Annotated in this window: 13 protein-coding genes; 3 read left to right on the forward strand and 10 right to left on the reverse strand. The window is 53.7% G+C overall.

Going from position 1 to position 14,806, the window contains the following annotated elements; genetic code table 11:
* Positions 1 to 37: 37 nt before the first annotated feature.
* The 3 genes from cysC to cysD are packed head-to-tail and all read right to left on the reverse strand — an operon-like array spanning position 38 to position 2,988.
* Complete coding sequence (gene cysC, locus FDW88_RS19005; RefSeq protein WP_137363158.1) at positions 38 to 643, reverse strand: adenylyl-sulfate kinase; 606 nt, start codon at positions 641 to 643, stop codon at positions 38 to 40.
* Complete coding sequence (cysN, locus tag FDW88_RS19010; RefSeq protein WP_115257609.1) at positions 643 to 2,070, reverse strand: sulfate adenylyltransferase subunit CysN; 1,428 nt, start codon at positions 2,068 to 2,070, stop codon at positions 643 to 645. The genes cysC and cysN overlap by 1 nt, the downstream gene beginning before the upstream one ends.
* Positions 2,071 to 2,079: 9 nt before the next feature.
* Positions 2,080 to 2,988: a sulfate adenylyltransferase subunit CysD gene (gene cysD, locus FDW88_RS19015; RefSeq protein ID WP_003034152.1), complete on the reverse strand. Its 909-nt coding sequence runs from the start codon at positions 2,986 to 2,988 to the stop codon at positions 2,080 to 2,082.
* A 254-nt stretch (positions 2,989 to 3,242) separates the two neighbouring features.
* On the opposite strand from cysD, the gene FDW88_RS19020 reads away from it, so the two are divergent.
* Positions 3,243 to 4,280: an aminopeptidase gene (locus FDW88_RS19020; protein ID WP_096755914.1), complete on the forward strand. Its 1,038-nt coding sequence runs from the start codon at positions 3,243 to 3,245 to the stop codon at positions 4,278 to 4,280.
* Between the two features lie 53 nt (positions 4,281 to 4,333).
* Here the strand turns inward: FDW88_RS19020 and cysH are convergent, their stop codons facing one another.
* The 3 genes from cysH to cysJ all read right to left on the reverse strand — a co-directional run bounded on the left by cysH (position 4,334) and on the right by cysJ (position 8,676).
* Complete coding sequence (cysH, locus tag FDW88_RS19025) at positions 4,334 to 5,068, reverse strand: phosphoadenosine phosphosulfate reductase (protein WP_137363159.1); 735 nt, start codon at positions 5,066 to 5,068, stop codon at positions 4,334 to 4,336.
* Positions 5,069 to 5,164: 96 nt separating this feature from the next.
* A complete protein-coding gene (gene cysI, locus FDW88_RS19030; protein WP_137363160.1) occupies positions 5,165 to 6,877 on the reverse strand; it encodes an assimilatory sulfite reductase (NADPH) hemoprotein subunit in 1,713 nt (570 codons plus the stop codon).
* Positions 6,877 to 8,676, reverse strand: coding sequence for an NADPH-dependent assimilatory sulfite reductase flavoprotein subunit (gene cysJ / locus FDW88_RS19035; RefSeq protein WP_115257606.1), 1,800 nt, complete (start codon positions 8,674 to 8,676; stop codon positions 6,877 to 6,879). The genes cysI and cysJ overlap by 1 nt, the downstream gene beginning before the upstream one ends.
* A 305-nt stretch (positions 8,677 to 8,981) precedes the next feature.
* On the opposite strand from cysJ, the gene queD reads away from it, so the two are divergent.
* Positions 8,982 to 9,344, forward strand: coding sequence for a 6-carboxytetrahydropterin synthase QueD (gene queD, locus FDW88_RS19040; RefSeq protein ID WP_096755909.1), 363 nt, complete (start codon positions 8,982 to 8,984; stop codon positions 9,342 to 9,344).
* A gap of 94 nt (positions 9,345 to 9,438) precedes the next feature.
* Here queD and queE read toward each other — a convergent pair whose 3' ends face one another.
* The 3 genes from queE to FDW88_RS19055 all read right to left on the reverse strand — a co-directional run bounded on the left by queE (position 9,439) and on the right by FDW88_RS19055 (position 12,427).
* On the reverse strand, positions 9,439 to 10,110 hold the full coding sequence (gene queE, locus FDW88_RS19045; RefSeq protein ID WP_115257603.1) for a 7-carboxy-7-deazaguanine synthase QueE: 672 nt from the start codon (positions 10,108 to 10,110) through the stop codon (positions 9,439 to 9,441).
* A 71-nt stretch (positions 10,111 to 10,181) separates the two neighbouring features.
* The gene (locus FDW88_RS19050) at positions 10,182 to 10,871 is read right to left on the reverse strand and encodes an N-acetylmannosamine-6-phosphate 2-epimerase (protein ID WP_135911489.1); all 690 of its coding nucleotides are present in this window, start codon (positions 10,869 to 10,871) and stop codon (positions 10,182 to 10,184) included.
* A complete protein-coding gene (locus FDW88_RS19055; RefSeq protein WP_117343232.1) occupies positions 10,871 to 12,427 on the reverse strand; it encodes a PTS transporter subunit EIIC in 1,557 nt (518 codons plus the stop codon). Before FDW88_RS19055 ends, FDW88_RS19050 begins: the two co-directional genes overlap by 1 nt.
* 165 nt (positions 12,428 to 12,592) lie before the next feature.
* Here FDW88_RS19055 and FDW88_RS19060 point away from each other — a divergent pair, with 165 nt between their 5' ends.
* Positions 12,593 to 13,417, forward strand: a complete 825-nt coding sequence (locus tag FDW88_RS19060; RefSeq protein WP_137363161.1) for a MurR/RpiR family transcriptional regulator — start codon at positions 12,593 to 12,595, stop codon at positions 13,415 to 13,417.
* Between the two features lie 54 nt (positions 13,418 to 13,471).
* Here the strand turns inward: FDW88_RS19060 and eno are convergent, their stop codons facing one another.
* The gene (eno, locus tag FDW88_RS19065) at positions 13,472 to 14,770 is read right to left on the reverse strand and encodes a phosphopyruvate hydratase (RefSeq protein ID WP_115257599.1); all 1,299 of its coding nucleotides are present in this window, start codon (positions 14,768 to 14,770) and stop codon (positions 13,472 to 13,474) included.
* Between the last annotated feature and the right edge of the window lie 36 nt (positions 14,771 to 14,806).

Consider the following 14,806-nt stretch of genomic DNA (forward strand, 5'->3'; position numbering starts at 1 on the left):
GACCTTGACTGACCGAGCCGATAAGCTCGGGGATGTCTCAGGATCTGATAATATCTTGCTGCCTCAGCAGGTCTAATAATTGAGGAACCAAATTTGTTACCAATTGTTCACCATCAAGGTGAATCTCTGGCGATTCAGGCGCTTCGTACACCGCGTCAATTCCGGTGAAATTGCGCAGTTCACCCGCTCGCGCTTTTTTATACAGCCCTTTCGGATCGCGGGCTTCGCATGTCACCAGCGGCGTATCGACAAACACCTCGATAAAACGCCCCTCGCCGACGCGCTCGCGGACCATTTGCCGCTCAGCGCGATGCGGGGAGATAAATGCCGTCAGCACCACCAGCCCGGCATCCACCATCAGGCTAGCGACTTCCCCCACCCGCCGGATGTTCTCTTTGCGATCGGCGTCGCTAAAACCCAGATCGCTGCACAGGCCATGGCGCACGTTGTCGCCATCCAGCAGATAGGTACTGACGCCCAGATTGTATAGTGCTTCTTCCAGCGCCCCTGCCACCGTCGATTTACCCGAGCCGGAGAGCCCGGTAAACCACAGCACAACACCACGGTGACCGTGGCGTTGCTCTCGCTGTTGCGGCGTAACGGGATGGGCATGCCAGACGACGTTTTCGTCATGCTGCGCCATTACTTTCCTCCCAGCAAGTCGCGTGCATTCCAGTGCGGGAAGTGACGACGTACCAGTGCATTCAGTTCCAGTTCAAACGCGCTGAACGGGGATGTCGTGGCCTGTTGCTGCTCGATGGGTTCGCGGATCAGTCCCGCACCCACGGTGACGTTGGTCAGGCGGTCAATAATAATCAGGCCGCCCGTCACCGGGTTATGCTGATAGGTGTCCAGTACCAGCGGTTCATCAAACGTCAAATTAACCAGGCCAATACCATTCAGCGGCAACGCGTCGACCTCACGCTGAGTCAGGTTATTGATATCAACCTGATACTGCACGTTATCTACGCGGGCACGCGTCTTTTTGCCCGCGACTTTGATGTCATAGCTCTGACCTTCCGACAGCGGTTGTTCCGCCATCCATACCACGTCAACGGCAGCATGCTGTACCGCAGGCAAGACTTCGCGAGCATCCAGCAACAGGTCGCCACGGCTGATGTCGATTTCATCTTTCAGTACCAGAGTAATCGCTTCGCCCGCATGCGCTTCCTGGAGGTCGCCGTCAAAGGTGACGATCCGCGCGACGCTTGATTCAACGCCAGACGGTAGCACTTTGATTCGCTGGCCTACCGTTACGCGACCGGAGGCAAGAGTTCCGGCATAACCACGAAAATCCAGGTTCGGGCGATTCACATACTGTACCGGGAAACGCATCGGTTGGGCCTCAACAGCACGCTGGATCTCTACCGTTTCCAGTACCTCCAGCAGCGTCGGGCCGCTATACCATGGCATGTTTTTACTCTGGGAGGCCACGTTGTCGCCTTCCAGCGCAGAAAGCGGCACAAAGCGAATATCCAGATTGCCCGGCAACTGTTCGGCAAAGGTCAGATAATCTTCGCGAATGCGGGTAAATGTTTCTTCGCTGAAGCTCACCAGATCCATTTTATTGATCGCCACCACCAGATGTTTGATCCCCAGCAGCGTGGAGATAAAACTGTGGCGGCGAGTCTGGTCCAGCACACCTTTACGTGCATCAATCAGCAGGATCGCCAGATCGCATGTGGATGCACCGGTGGCCATGTTCCGGGTGTACTGCTCATGCCCTGGCGTATCGGCGATAATAAATTTGCGTTTCTCCGTGGAGAAATAGCGGTAGGCCACGTCGATGGTGATCCCCTGCTCACGCTCGGCCTGTAACCCGTCAACCAGCAGCGCCAGATCCAGTTTCTCACCCTGGGTACCATGACGTTTGCTGTCGTTATGCAGCGTTGAGAGCTGATCTTCGTAAATCTGGCGCGTGTCGTGCAGCAGGCGGCCAATCAGCGTGCTTTTCCCGTCATCCACGCTGCCGCAGGTTAAAAAGCGCAGCAGGCTTTTGTGTTGCTGGGCAACCATCCAGGCTTCAACGCCGCCTTCATTAGCAATTTGTTGTGCAAGTGTCGTGTTCATGGCGGCTCCTTAGAAATACCCCTGACGTTTCTTCAGCTCCATGGAGCCCGCCTGGTCGCGGTCAATCACGCGGCCCTGACGTTCACTGGTGGTTGAGACCAGCATTTCTTCGATAATTTCCGGCAGCGTCTGCGCGTTTGACTCCACGGCGCCGGTAAGCGGCCAGCAGCCAAGCGTGCGGAAACGCACCATGCGTTTTTTGATAACCTCACCGGGTTGCAGATCGATCCTGTCGTCATCGATCATCATCAGCATGCCATCACGTTCCAGCACCGGGCGCTCCGCGGCCAGGTACAGCGGTACAATGTCGATATTTTCCAACCAGATGTACTGCCAGATATCCTGTTCAGTCCAGTTCGAAAGCGGGAACACGCGAATGCTTTCGCCTTTGTTAATCTGCCCGTTGTAGTTGTGCCACAGTTCCGGACGCTGGTTTTTCGGGTCCCAGCGATGAAAACGATCGCGGAAGGAATAAATTCGCTCTTTGGCACGCGATTTCTCTTCATCGCGGCGGGCACCACCGAACGCGGCGTCAAAGCCGTATTTGTTCAGCGCCTGCTTCAGCCCTTCGGTTTTCATGATGTCGGTATGCTTGGCGCTGCCGTGGACAAACGGGTTAATCCCCATCGCCACCCCTTCCGGGTTTTTATGCACCAACAACTCGCAGCCGTAAGCCTTGGCTGTACGGTCACGGAATTCATACATCTCGCTGAATTTCCAGCCGGTGTCCACATGTAGCAACGGGAACGGCAGCGTGCCGGGATAAAACGCTTTGCGCGCCAGATGCAGCATTACGCTGGAGTCTTTGCCGATGGAATACATCATCACCGGATTAGAAAACTCGGCGGCCACCTCACGAATAATATGGATGCTTTCCGCTTCCAGTTGCCGCAGGTGGGTAAGTCGTTTTTGATCCATAACCGTTCCTATGTAATGCCGTTATTGTTCTAACGATGCTCAGATAACTCGACTATAGGGAGGGCAAGAGAACGAATGAAATTACGAATTGGAATGAGTAGTTCCTCAAAGGAATAACGATCTGGAAAAGCAAATATCAAAAAGTGCTTAAGCCGCCGGATTTCGGGCATTTAGGAGCAAATGAAATTGTTTTACCCCGATCACGGTTTCATACTAGCGGGTAAAAATTTATGCTTGGTATTTAAGGACTCACTATGTTTTCCGCATTGCGCCACTTTCCTGCTGCCCTGGCGCTCGGCGTGTGCTTTATCCTTCCCGCACAGGCAACCTCTTCGAAGCCCGGAGATATCGCCAACTTCCAGGCCCGCCATATTGCAACGTTTTTTCCTGGCCGCGTGACGGGCTCGCCTGCAGAAATGTTGTCTGCCGATTATTTACGTCAGCAGTTTCAGCAGATGGGATACAGCAGTGATATTCGGACGTTTAATAGCCGCTATGTGTATACCGCCAAAAATAACCATAAAAACTGGCATAACGTAACGGGTAGCACGGTAATTGCAGCACATGAAGGTAAGGCACCGCAGCAGATTATTATTATGGCGCACCTTGATACCTACGCGCCGCAAAGCGATGCCGACTCCGATGCTAATCTCGGTGGATTAACGCTGCAAGGGATTGACGATAACGCGGCGGGTCTCGGCGTGATGCTGGAACTGGCAGAAAAACTCAAGAATGTCCCGACCGAGTACGGCATTCGCTTTATCGCCACCAGCGGAGAAGAAGAAGGCAAGCTCGGCGCAGAGAACGTACTCAAACGCATGAGCGCCGCCGAGAAGAAAAATACGCTGCTGGTGATTAATCTCGATAACCTGATCGTCGGCGATAAGCTCTATTTCAACAGCGGGCAAAAAACACCTGAAGCGGTTCGTAAGCTCACGCGCGACCGGGCGCTGGCTATTGCACGCAGTCGCGGTATCTCCGCCAGCACTAATCCCGGTCTGAACAAGAACTACCCGAAAGGCACTGGATGTTGTAACGATGCGGAGGTGTTCGACAAAGCGGGGATTGCCGTGCTCTCCGTCGAAGCCACCAACTGGAATCTGGGTAACAAAGACGGCTATCAGCAGCGAGCCAAAACCGCCTCATTCCCTGCAGGCAACAGCTGGCACGACGTTCGACTTGATAACCAGCAGCATATTGATAAAGCGTTACCCGGCCGTATTGAGCACCGCAGTCGCGACGTGGTACGCATTATGCTGCCACTGGTCAAAGAGCTGGCAAAGGCGGGCTAATTCACCCGTATCCTGCCCGGTAGCATGCAGATGCTTACCGGGCATGTTACCGATTACCCTTCGTGCAATCCGCACTCCCGCTTCAGTCCGAAGAAGCGCGTATCTTCTTCCGCCATGCCCGGTTCCCATTTACGGGTGGTGTGGGTATCGCCTACCGACAGATAGCCTTGCTCCCACAGCGGATGATACTTCAGCCCGTGTTGTTGCAGGTACTGGTACACCGTGCGGTTGTCCCAGTCGATGATCGGCAGCAGTTTGAACACGCCACGCTGGATAGCCAGTACCGGCAAATGGGCACGACTGCCGGATTGCTCACGACGCAGGCCGGCAAACCAGGTTTGCGCATTGAGTTCTTGCAGCGCCCGGTTCATCGGCTCGACTTTGTTGATGTCATTGTATTTCTCAATGCCTTCAACGCCCTGTTCCCACAGTTTGCCATAGCGCGCTTCCTGCCAGGCGGCACTCTCTTTTGCCCGGTAAACCTGCAGATTGAGTTTGAGCGTGTCCGTTAACTCGTCAATAAACTGGTAGGTTTCCGGGAACAAATAGCCGGTATCGGTAAGGATCACCGGGATATCCGGGCGAATCTGATTCACCAGGTGCAGGCTAACCGCCGCCTGAATACCAAAGCTTGAAGAGAGCACGTAGTCGCCGGGCAGATTCTCCAGCGCCCACGCCACACGATCCTGCGCGCTCAGTTTTTCCAGCTGGCTGTTGGTTTCCGCCAGCGCCATGACGCGCTCAACTTTTGGTAGGTCGTTTAATGCGTGTAGATCGAGTACGGACATGATTACCTCATCCTATGCCTGATGGTGCTGCGCTTATCCGGCCTACGCAGTCGGTAGGCCGGATAAGGCATTTATGCCGCCATCCGGCAATTCAGGTTATTCCCAGAAATCCCGGGCGGGATCGAGCACCGGGCGAATAATGCCCGCACGCACCGTAAAATCGCCGAAGCCTTCACCCACTTCACGCTCTTTTGCCCAGCGCCCAATCAGTTCATCCAGCAAGGCCAGAATTTCTGTCTCGGTGATGTTCTCTTTGAACATCCGTGGAATACGCGTCCCGATACGGTTACCCCCCAGGTGCAGGTTGTAACGTCCCGGCGCTTTCCCGACCAGGCCGACTTCTGCCAGCATGGCACGACCACAACCGTTCGGGCAGCCCGTCACGCGCAGCACAATGTTTTCGTCGCTCAACGCGTATTTCGCCATCAGAGCGTCAATGCTGTCGATAAACGTCGGCAGGAAGCGCTCTGCTTCCGCCATCGCCAGCGGACAGGTCGGGAACGAGACGCAGGCCATCGAGTTTTCACGCTGCGGAGTCACGGCATTCATTAAGCCGCTCTGCTGCGCAATCTTCTCGATCTTCGCCTTCTCGCTTTCCGGCACACCGGCAATGATCAGGTTCTGGTTGGCGGTAATACGGAACTCGCCTTTGTGGATCTTTGCTATCTCCAGTAACCCGGTTTTCAGCGGACGTCCCGGATAATCCAGAATACGGCCATTCTCAATAAACAGCGTCAGGTGCCATTTTTTGTCGATGCCCTTCACCCAGCCGATACGATCGCCGCGACCGGTAAACTCATACGGGCGAATCGATTCAAATTTGATGCCCGCCCGGCGTTCCACTTCTGCCTTAAAGGTCTCAACGCCGACGCGCTCCAGCGTGTATTTGGTTTTGGCGTTTTTACGGTCGGTACGATTACCCCAGTCGCGCTGGGTAGTCACCACTGCTTCCGCAACGGCCAGCGTGTGCTCCAGCGGCAAATAGCCAAATTCACTGGCGGTACGCGCGTAGGTTTTCTTGTTACCGTGCTCAATAGACAGCCCACCGCCAACCAGCAGGTTGAACCCCACCAGTTTGCCGTTTTCTGCCACCGCGACGAAGTTCATGTCGTTGGCATGCAGATCGATATCGTTCTGCGGCGGAATAACCACCGTCGTTTTGAACTTACGCGGCAGATAAGTTTGACCGAGGATCGGCTCTTCATCGGTGGTGGCGACTTTTTTCTGATCCAGCCAAATCTCTGCATACGCCCGGGTGCGCGGCAACAGGTGTTCAGAGATTTTCTTCGCCCACTCGTAGGCTTCCGCGTGTAACTCGGACTCGTACGGGTTGGAGGTACACAACACGTTACGGTTCATGTCGTTGGCGGTCGCCAGCGCGTCCAGTCCGACCGAGTTGAGCATCTGATGCACCGGCTTGACGTTCTTCTTCAGAATGCCGTGAAACTGAAAGGTCTGACGGTTGGTCAGACGGATGCTGCCGTAAATCGTGTTGTCATGAGCAAACTTATCGATCGCCTGCCATTGTTTAGTGGTGATGACCCCACCCGGCAGACGGCAGCGCAGCAGCATTGCATGACGTGGCTCCAGCTTCTGCTCGGCGCGCTCGGCGCGAATATCGCGGTCATCCTGCTGGTACATACCGTGAAAACGGATCAGCAGAAAGTTATCACCTTTAAAACCGCCGGTGAGGCCGTCATTTAAATCTTCCGCAATGGTGCCGCGCAGATAGTTGCTTTCCAGCTTCATACGTTCAGCGTCGGACAGCTTACCTTCGACCACCAGTGGCCCTGGATGTTTTTCACTCATTAGTAGACATCTCGCTGATAACGGCGCTCAACGCGCAGCTCACTTAAAAATTCATCCGCCGCTTCGGTATCCATCGCACCGAATTCGGCAATCACTTCCAGCAAAGCCTGCTCAACGTCTTTCGCCATGCGATTGGCGTCGCCGCAGACATAAATGTGCGCCCCGTCATTAATCCAGCGCCACAGTTCCGCACCTTGTTGGCGCAGTTTATCTTGTACGTAGACTTTTTCTTTTTGGTCGCGTGACCAGGCGAGATCGATCCGGGTAAGTACGCCCTCTTTGACGTAGCGCTGCCACTCCACCTGGTAGAGAAAATCTTCGGTAAAGTGCGGATTGCCAAAGAACAGCCAGTTTTTACCCGTCGCTTCATCGGCAGCACGCTGCTGCATAAAGGCGCGGAACGGTGCAATTCCCGTCCCCGGCCCAATCATAATGACCGGTGTTTCAGGATTGGCTGGCAGACGGAAGTTGTCGTTATGTTCAATGAACACACGTACTTCTCCTTCTTCGCCAACGCGGTCGGCGAGGAAGCTCGAGGCTCCGCCAGCACGCGCACGGCCTTCGACGTCAAACCGCACGGCACCGACGGTCACGTGTACTTCGCTTTCGACTTCCGCCTGTGAGGAGGCTATTGAGTACAGGCGCGGGGTCAACGGACGCAGCAGACCGATTAACGCTTCCGCGTCCAGCTGCGCCGGAGAAAAGCGCAGCATGTCGACGATAGGCGTGGTGGCGGCATAGTGTTGCAACTGCGCTTTATCGCCCACCAGCGGCAGCAACGTTTCACTGCGCGTTAAGGTGGCGTAATTTTCTACAATATTGGCTGTGTTAACCGTCAGTTCGAAGTGCCACTGCAGCGCGTCGGTAAGCGGTAGCAATTTGCCATCAACCGTGACCGGCTCGTCGCCTTTCAGCCACAGCAGTTCAACAATCTCTTTGACCAGCGCCGGATCGTTTTGATACCACACGCCGAGGGCGTCGCCGGGCTGATAGCGCAGGCCGGAATCGCCCAGATCGATTTCGATATGACGCACGTCTTTTTCGGAGTCTCGACCGGTGATTTTCTGATTCACGGAAAGCGACGCGCTAAGCGGCGCTTCTTTAGTGTACGGACTGGTATGCACCTCGTTAATCGCACCGCTCGCAGCGGCCTGTACAGAAGGTGCAGCAGGCGCTCGTGCCTTCAACACATCAACCAGACGGGCGCGCCACTGCGCAGCTGCCGGTTGATATTCAACATCTGCATCTACACGATCCAGCAAGCGTTCACCGCCAAGCTCCGCCAGTTTGCTGTCGAAGTTTTTGCCAGACTGGCAGAAAAACTCATAAGAGGTATCGCCAAGGCCAAACACGGCGAAGGCGGTATTTTCAAGTTTCGGCGCTTTTTTAGAGAACAGGAATTTATGCAACGCCACCGCTTCTTCCGCCGGCTCACCCTCTCCCTGCGTCGAGGCCACCACGACCAGCAATTTCTCGTTGGCAATATTTTTAAATTTATAGTCGCCGGCATTGATCAGGGTGACATTGAGCTTCGCGGCAATAAGATCGTCACGCAGGGCTTCCGCCACACGGCGCGCATTACCGGTCTGCGAGGCGGAGATGAGCGTGATCCCCGGCATTTCGGCAGCAGGTGCAGGAATAACCGCATTAGCGCCCGGCTGCTGATTCAGCACGCCCCAGAAATAGCCAGAAACCCACGCAAGCTGCGCGGGCGAGAGATCGGTCGTGGCCGCCTGAAGGCGTGCCAGCTGTTCCGGGTTTAGCGGAAGCAAAGCGGAAAGTGGGGCCTGTGTCGTCATGCGTTGTCATGTTCCAGTAAGCAAAGCGGATTTAAGCAATAAAACCCAAACTGAAGATAAGGTTAACGGCGAGAATAGTAACAATTAAAGAAGGGATAGAAATAACAAATAACCAAATGGACTAACCTGTTTTAGCTATAGTTATTAACGGCAAAACAGATTTAATAACCATATGATATATAAATAGTTATTTGATATTGATTGCGCAAATGCACTATCAGGATACCCAGCGCCCGTTTAACTAATGATAAAATTCGTATTATAAGGTACCCTACGGCGGTTTTTTGCATTCTTGAGAGTAGATAATGTCCACCACCCTGTTTAAAGATTTCACCTTCGAAGCCGCTCACCACCTGCCGCACGTACCAGAAGGGCACAAATGTGGCCGTCTGCATGGTCACTCATTTATGGTGCGTCTTGAAATTACGGGTGAAGTCGATCCCCATACCGGTTGGATTATGGACTTTTCCGAGTTAAAAGCGGCATTTAAGCCGACGTACAATCGCCTTGATCACTACTATTTGAATGATATTCCGGGTCTTGAGAATCCGACCAGTGAAGTACTGGCGAAGTGGATCTGGGATGAGATGAAACCGCTGGTTCCGCTGCTGAGCGCGGTGATGGTAAAAGAGACCTGCACGGCGGGCTGCGTCTATCGCGGCGAGTGATTCAGAGTCATTGCCGGATGGCGGAGCGCCTTATACGGCCTACACGTATCTACAAGCGTAGGCCGGGCAAGCGAAGCGCACCCGGCAAAATTTATCAGGCAATATTCAGATATTTATGCGTTTGCATCGACAGACGCCAGTTACGCGCAATGCAGGTATCAATACACAGGCGCGTGGCATCATCCTTCTGACTGATCGGCTGTAAAGCAATGATGCGCGGCTTATCATCGGTCAACGTCGCCAGCAGTTCATCCAGTGCTTCAATGTCGCGAACACGCCCCACCGGGTGCTTGATTTCATTGGCGCGTTCCAGCGCCTGAGATAACACGTCATAGCCGCCGCGCATATTCACCTTGGGAGAGACAGTCACCCAGGTGTTCGGCGTACAGCGGACTTCATGCGTGCCACTGGTTTCAATCTGGCAGCTAAAGCCATTCTTTTCCAGCAAGTCGGTCAGCGGCATCAGGTCGTGAATGCAGGGTTCACCACCGGTGATCACCACATGGCGGGCGGTATAGCCCTGACGCTGAATCACAGCCAGCAGATCTTCGCCGCTCGCCGCGCCCCATTTATCGCTCTCTTTAGTCTTGGCCAGGATGCTGTAAAGCGAGACTTCCCGATCCTCAAGCTTATCCCAGGTGTGTTTGGTATCGCACCAGGCACAGCCAACCGGGCATCCCTGTAAACGAATAAAAATGGCGGGGACGCCGGTAAAATAACCCTCACCTTGCAGGGTCTGGAACATCTCATTAATCGGGTACTGCATAGTCTTCTCAATGTGGGGATAAACGATAATTATCGCAGATCCCCGCCAAAGTATCATGCCCGATCGTTGCTTTACGAGGCGATCGCCGTGACAAAGCGTGCCGTTATTTGTTGCGGACGGGTGATTGCGCCCCCTACCACTACGGTATGCGCGCCTAATGCCAGACAGTGTGCAGCCCGTTCAGGGGTGTCGACATTCCCCTCTGCCACTACCGGCAGGCTGACTGCAGCCAGTACCTCACGTAAAAAACCACAGTCGTTATCCGCGAGCACATGCCCACGCGTCTCTGCCGTGTAGCCATAAAGCGTCGTACCCACGCAGTCAAAACCCAGTCGTTCTGCGGTGACGGCTTCGTCTACGCTGGCGATGTCCGCCATCAACAGCACAGATGGGTAGCGCGCGCGAATCTGCATAACCAACGCGTCCAGCGTTTGCCCACCGGGACGTGGGCGCGCAGTCGCATCAAGGGCAATAATTTCCGGCTCAACGGTCATTAACTCATCCACTTCCTTCATAGTGGCGGTGATAAACACGTCGCTACCCGGATAATCACGTTTGATGATCCCAATGATCGGCAGTGCGACGCTTTCTTTAATGGCGCGAATGTCCACAACGCTGTTCGCACGGATACCGACAGCCCCTCCCTGTGCTGCCGCCAATGCCATCCGTGACATGATAAACGGGCTGTGCAGAGGCTCATTTTCCAGCGCCTGACAGGAGACAATTAACTTACCTTTCAGCGTATCCAGTACAGTTTTCATTACGATAAAATCTCTTCAACTTCATTTTTGATAATGGTGACGTGCGGGCCATAAATCACCTGAACACCATTGCCACGAATAATCACGCCACGCGCCCCGGTTGCTTTCAGTGCGGCTTCATCAACCTTGCTGCCATCTTTCACCGTCACGCGTAGTCGCGTGGCGCAACAATCCACCTCTTCCAGATTCTCTTTGCCCCCCAGTCCGGCAACCACTGCTGCGGCACGTTCGCTTTGAGGCAACGCATTTTCTACTAACGTTGCGTTCTCACGACCCGGCGTCATCCAGCCAAAGCGGTTGATCAAATAGCGGAAGGTGAAGTAGTACAGGAAGAACCACGGCACGCCCACCATAGGCACGTACATCCAGTTGGTTTTCGCTTCGCCCTGCAATACGCCAAAGAGGATGAAATCGATCAGTCCTCCCGAGAAGGTTTGCCCGATGGTGATATGTAAAATATGGGCAATCATAAATGCCAGGCCATCGAAGAAGGCGTGAATGACATATAACACGGGTGCCACGAACAGGAAGGAGAACTCAATAGGCTCAGTGATGCCGGTCAGGAAGGAAGTCAGCGCAGCAGACAGCAGCAGACCCGCGACAACTTTTTTGTTCTCTGACTTCGCCGTGTGGTACATCGCCAGACATGCCCCAAGCAGACCGAACATCATGGTAATGAAGCGCCCGGACATAAAGCGCGAGGTACCCACATAGAACTGCTGAGTGTTCGGATCGGCAAGCTGAGCGAAGAAAATACGTTGTGTACCTTCCACTAATTGGCCGTTAACGATTTCACTGCCACCGAGTGCCGTCGTCCAGAATGGCAGATAAAAGATATGATGCAGACCCAGTGGACCAAGCATACGCAGGATAAAACCGTACAACAGAGTTCCCAGATAACCCGTTGCATCAACAAGGCCACCCAGTCCAAATATGAGTTTCTGGAAATGGGGCCAGACCACCGTCATTGCGGCACCGACTGCAATCGCCGCAAGCGAGCTAATGATCGGAACAAAGCGCGAGCCGCTAAAGAAACCCAGAAACTGCGGTAGCGAGACTTTATTAAAGCGACTGTGCAGCGCGCAGGTAACAAGGCCTATCACCACACCACCAAACACACCCGTTTCCAGCGTCTGGATACCCAGCGTCATTCCCTGACCAACAGCACCTGGGTTCTCATGCGCCAGCGTCCCGTTCAGGATCAGCAAAGCGTTGATAGTGGCATTCATCACCAGAAACGCCAGCAGCGCGGCAAGCCCCGCAGTGCCTTTATCCGTCTTCGCCAGACCCACTGCTACACCCACCGCAAAAAGCACCGACAAGTTGGCGAACACAATGGATCCCGCGCTGGTCATGATAGTGAAGATAGCCTGCAACCAGTCAACATCTAAAAACGGGTAGGCCGTCAACGTATTGGGGTTTGATAATGCACCACCAATACCCAGTAACAGCCCCGCAGCGGGTAATATCGCAATTGGCAGCATAAACGATTTGCCAAACCGCTGTGCCTTTTCAAACCACGCCCCTGACGACGCGCCGCTAAACATATTCATCATTTTTTCATTCCCCTGACAATTGATGAAAATTTTTACCATAAATAATTTTATAAATGAAAATTATCATCAAAATTCTGGAAGTCGATCATACTTTTTTGAAATGACTGGCATCTCTCCCCCGCTTTCCGCCACACTATCGCCAGAGAAACGTATTAAGGATTTTGCATGCCTGAAAATGAAAACCTGCTGCTGAGACTGCGCCAGGGCGTAGACGGATACAGCCGTACACAGCAGAAGCTGGGTGAGTTTGTGCTGAGCGATCCGGCAAAAGTTGTCTATCTAACGATTACCGAACTGGCGCGCGAAAGCGACACCAGCGAGGCCAGCGTCACGCGTCTGTGCCGCACGCTAGGATGTAAGGGCTATAACGAATTTAAGATGGCGCTGGCGCTTGATCTCCAGCACGGACAGCCGATCGAACACGGCGGCGATGAGATTGACAATGTGGTCAATGAATCCGTACAGGCCTTGCAGGACACCGCAAAATTACTCGACAGGACATTACTCGAAGCTGCCGCCCTCGCGCTGCACCAGGCCCAGTCGGTACAGATTTATGGCGTGGCGGCCAGTGCGATTCTGGGGGAATATCTGCATTACAAACTGTTACGTCTGGGCAAGCCCGCACAACTGTTCAGCGACATGCATCGTGCCGCCATGAATGCCACTACGCTTTCCAAAAACTCGCTGGTGGTGGCAATTTCCAGTTCAGGCTCCACTCGCGATCTGCTTCATGTCGTTAAACTTGCGCGTAAGCATGGCGTCCCCGTACTGGCGCTGAGCAACACGCCGCGCAGTCCGCTGGCTTCACTGAGTGATATCCAACTGGTTGCAGCCAAACCCGAAGGGCCCCTGAGTGCTGGGGCGCTCAATGCCAAAGTGGGCGTAATGTTATTAGTTGAATTGCTCACCACATCGCTTATCGCGCTGGATGAAAAGTACAGCGATGTGAGTCAGCAAACCGCCAGTGCGACGCTGCCGCTGCTACTTTAAAGACATAAAAAACCCGCCGAAGCGGGTTTTTACGTTAAGAGCTAAAGAGCAGGATTACGCCTGACCTTTGATCTCTTTACGACCGTTGTACGGCGCTTGTTCACCCAGCGCTTCTTCGATACGAATCAGCTGGTTGTACTTAGCAACGCGGTCAGAACGGCTCATAGAACCGGTTTTGATCTGGCCTGCAGCGGTACCAACAGCCAGGTCAGCGATGGTTGCGTCTTCAGTTTCGCCAGAACGGTGAGAGATGACAGCCGTGTAGCCAGCGTCTTTCGCCATTTTGATCGCAGCCAGAGTTTCGGTCAGAGAACCGATCTGGTTGAATTTGATCAGGATGGAGTTAACGATGCCTTTGTCGATGCCTTCTTTCAGGATCTTGGTGTTGGTTACGAACAGATCGTCACCAACCAGCTGGATTTTGTCGCCCAGTACTTTAGTCTGGTATGCGAAACCATCCCAGTCAGACTCGTCCAGACCATCTTCGATGGACACGATCGGGTACTGTTTGGTCAGTTCTTCCAGGAAGTGAGTGAATTCTTCGGAGGTGAATGCTTTGTTGCCTTCGCCAGCCAGAACGTATTTACCGTCTTTGTAGAATTCAGATGCTGCACAGTCCATCGCCAGAGTGATGTCTTTGCCCAGCTCGTAGCCTGCTGCTTTAACCGCTTCAGCAATAACAGCCAGAGCTTCTGCGTTGGAACCCAGGTTCGGCGCGTAGCCACCTTCGTCACCAACTGCAGTGTTCATACCTTTGGCTTTCAGAACTTTAGCCAGGTTGTGGAACACTTCAGAACCCATACGTACGGCTTCTTTCAGGGATTTAGCGCCAACCGGCTGAATCATAAATTCCTGGATGTCGACGTTGTTGTCAGCGTGCTCACCACCGTTGATGATGTTCATCATCGGAACCGGCATAGAGAATTTGCCCGGAGTACCGTTCAGTTCTGCGATGTGTGCATACAGCGGCAGGCCTTTAGCAGCAGCTGCTGCTTTGGCGTTCGCCAGGGACACAGCCAGAATGGCGTTTGCACCGAAGTTGGATTTGTTTTCAGTACCGTCCAGATCGATCATGATCTTGTCGATGCCAGCCTGATCTTTAGCATCTTTACCCAGCAGAGCCTGAGCAATTGGGCCGTTTACCGCGCCAACCGCTTTCAGTACGCCTTTACCCATGAAACGGGATTTGTCGCCATCGCGCAGTTCCAGTGCTTCGCGGGAACCAGTAGAAGCACCTGACGGCGCTGCTGCCATACCAACGAAACCACCTTCCAGGTGTACTTCGGCTTCAACAGTCGGGTTACCACGGGAGTCGATGATTTCACGACCGATGATTTTAACGATTTTGGACATTAGGTTTTCCTCAGTACAAGTTAAACTAAAACTCCA

The sequence above is a fragment of the Citrobacter sp. wls829 genome (assembly GCF_005280825.1).
Lineage (GTDB): Bacteria > Pseudomonadota > Gammaproteobacteria > Enterobacterales > Enterobacteriaceae > Citrobacter > Citrobacter gillenii.

Bases quoted from the DNA above. Each gene is read 5' to 3' on its own strand.
- eno (WP_115257599.1), bottom strand. From the start codon at position 14,770: ATGTCCAAAATCGTTAAAATCATCGGTCGTGAAATCATCGACTCCCGT.
- FDW88_RS19050 (WP_135911489.1), bottom strand. From the start codon at position 10,871: ATGAAAACTGTACTGGATACGCTGAAAGGTAAGTTAATTGTCTCCTGT.
- cysN (WP_115257609.1), bottom strand. From the start codon at position 2,070: ATGAACACGACACTTGCACAACAAATTGCTAATGAAGGCGGCGTTGAA.
- FDW88_RS19055 (WP_117343232.1), bottom strand. From the start codon at position 12,427: ATGATGAATATGTTTAGCGGCGCGTCGTCAGGGGCGTGGTTTGAAAAG.
- cysD (WP_003034152.1), bottom strand. From the start codon at position 2,988: ATGGATCAAAAACGACTTACCCACCTGCGGCAACTGGAAGCGGAAAGC.
- cysI (WP_137363160.1), bottom strand. From the start codon at position 6,877: ATGAGTGAAAAACATCCAGGGCCACTGGTGGTCGAAGGTAAGCTGTCC.
- queD (WP_096755909.1), top strand. From the start codon at position 8,982: ATGTCCACCACCCTGTTTAAAGATTTCACCTTCGAAGCCGCTCACCAC.
- cysJ (WP_115257606.1), bottom strand. From the start codon at position 8,676: ATGACGACACAGGCCCCACTTTCCGCTTTGCTTCCGCTAAACCCGGAA.
- queE (WP_115257603.1), bottom strand. From the start codon at position 10,110: ATGCAGTACCCGATTAATGAGATGTTCCAGACCCTGCAAGGTGAGGGT.
- cysC (WP_137363158.1), bottom strand. From the start codon at position 643: ATGGCGCAGCATGACGAAAACGTCGTCTGGCATGCCCATCCCGTTACG.
- cysH (WP_137363159.1), bottom strand. From the start codon at position 5,068: ATGTCCGTACTCGATCTACACGCATTAAACGACCTACCAAAAGTTGAG.
- FDW88_RS19060 (WP_137363161.1), top strand. From the start codon at position 12,593: ATGCCTGAAAATGAAAACCTGCTGCTGAGACTGCGCCAGGGCGTAGAC.
- FDW88_RS19020 (WP_096755914.1), top strand. From the start codon at position 3,243: ATGTTTTCCGCATTGCGCCACTTTCCTGCTGCCCTGGCGCTCGGCGTG.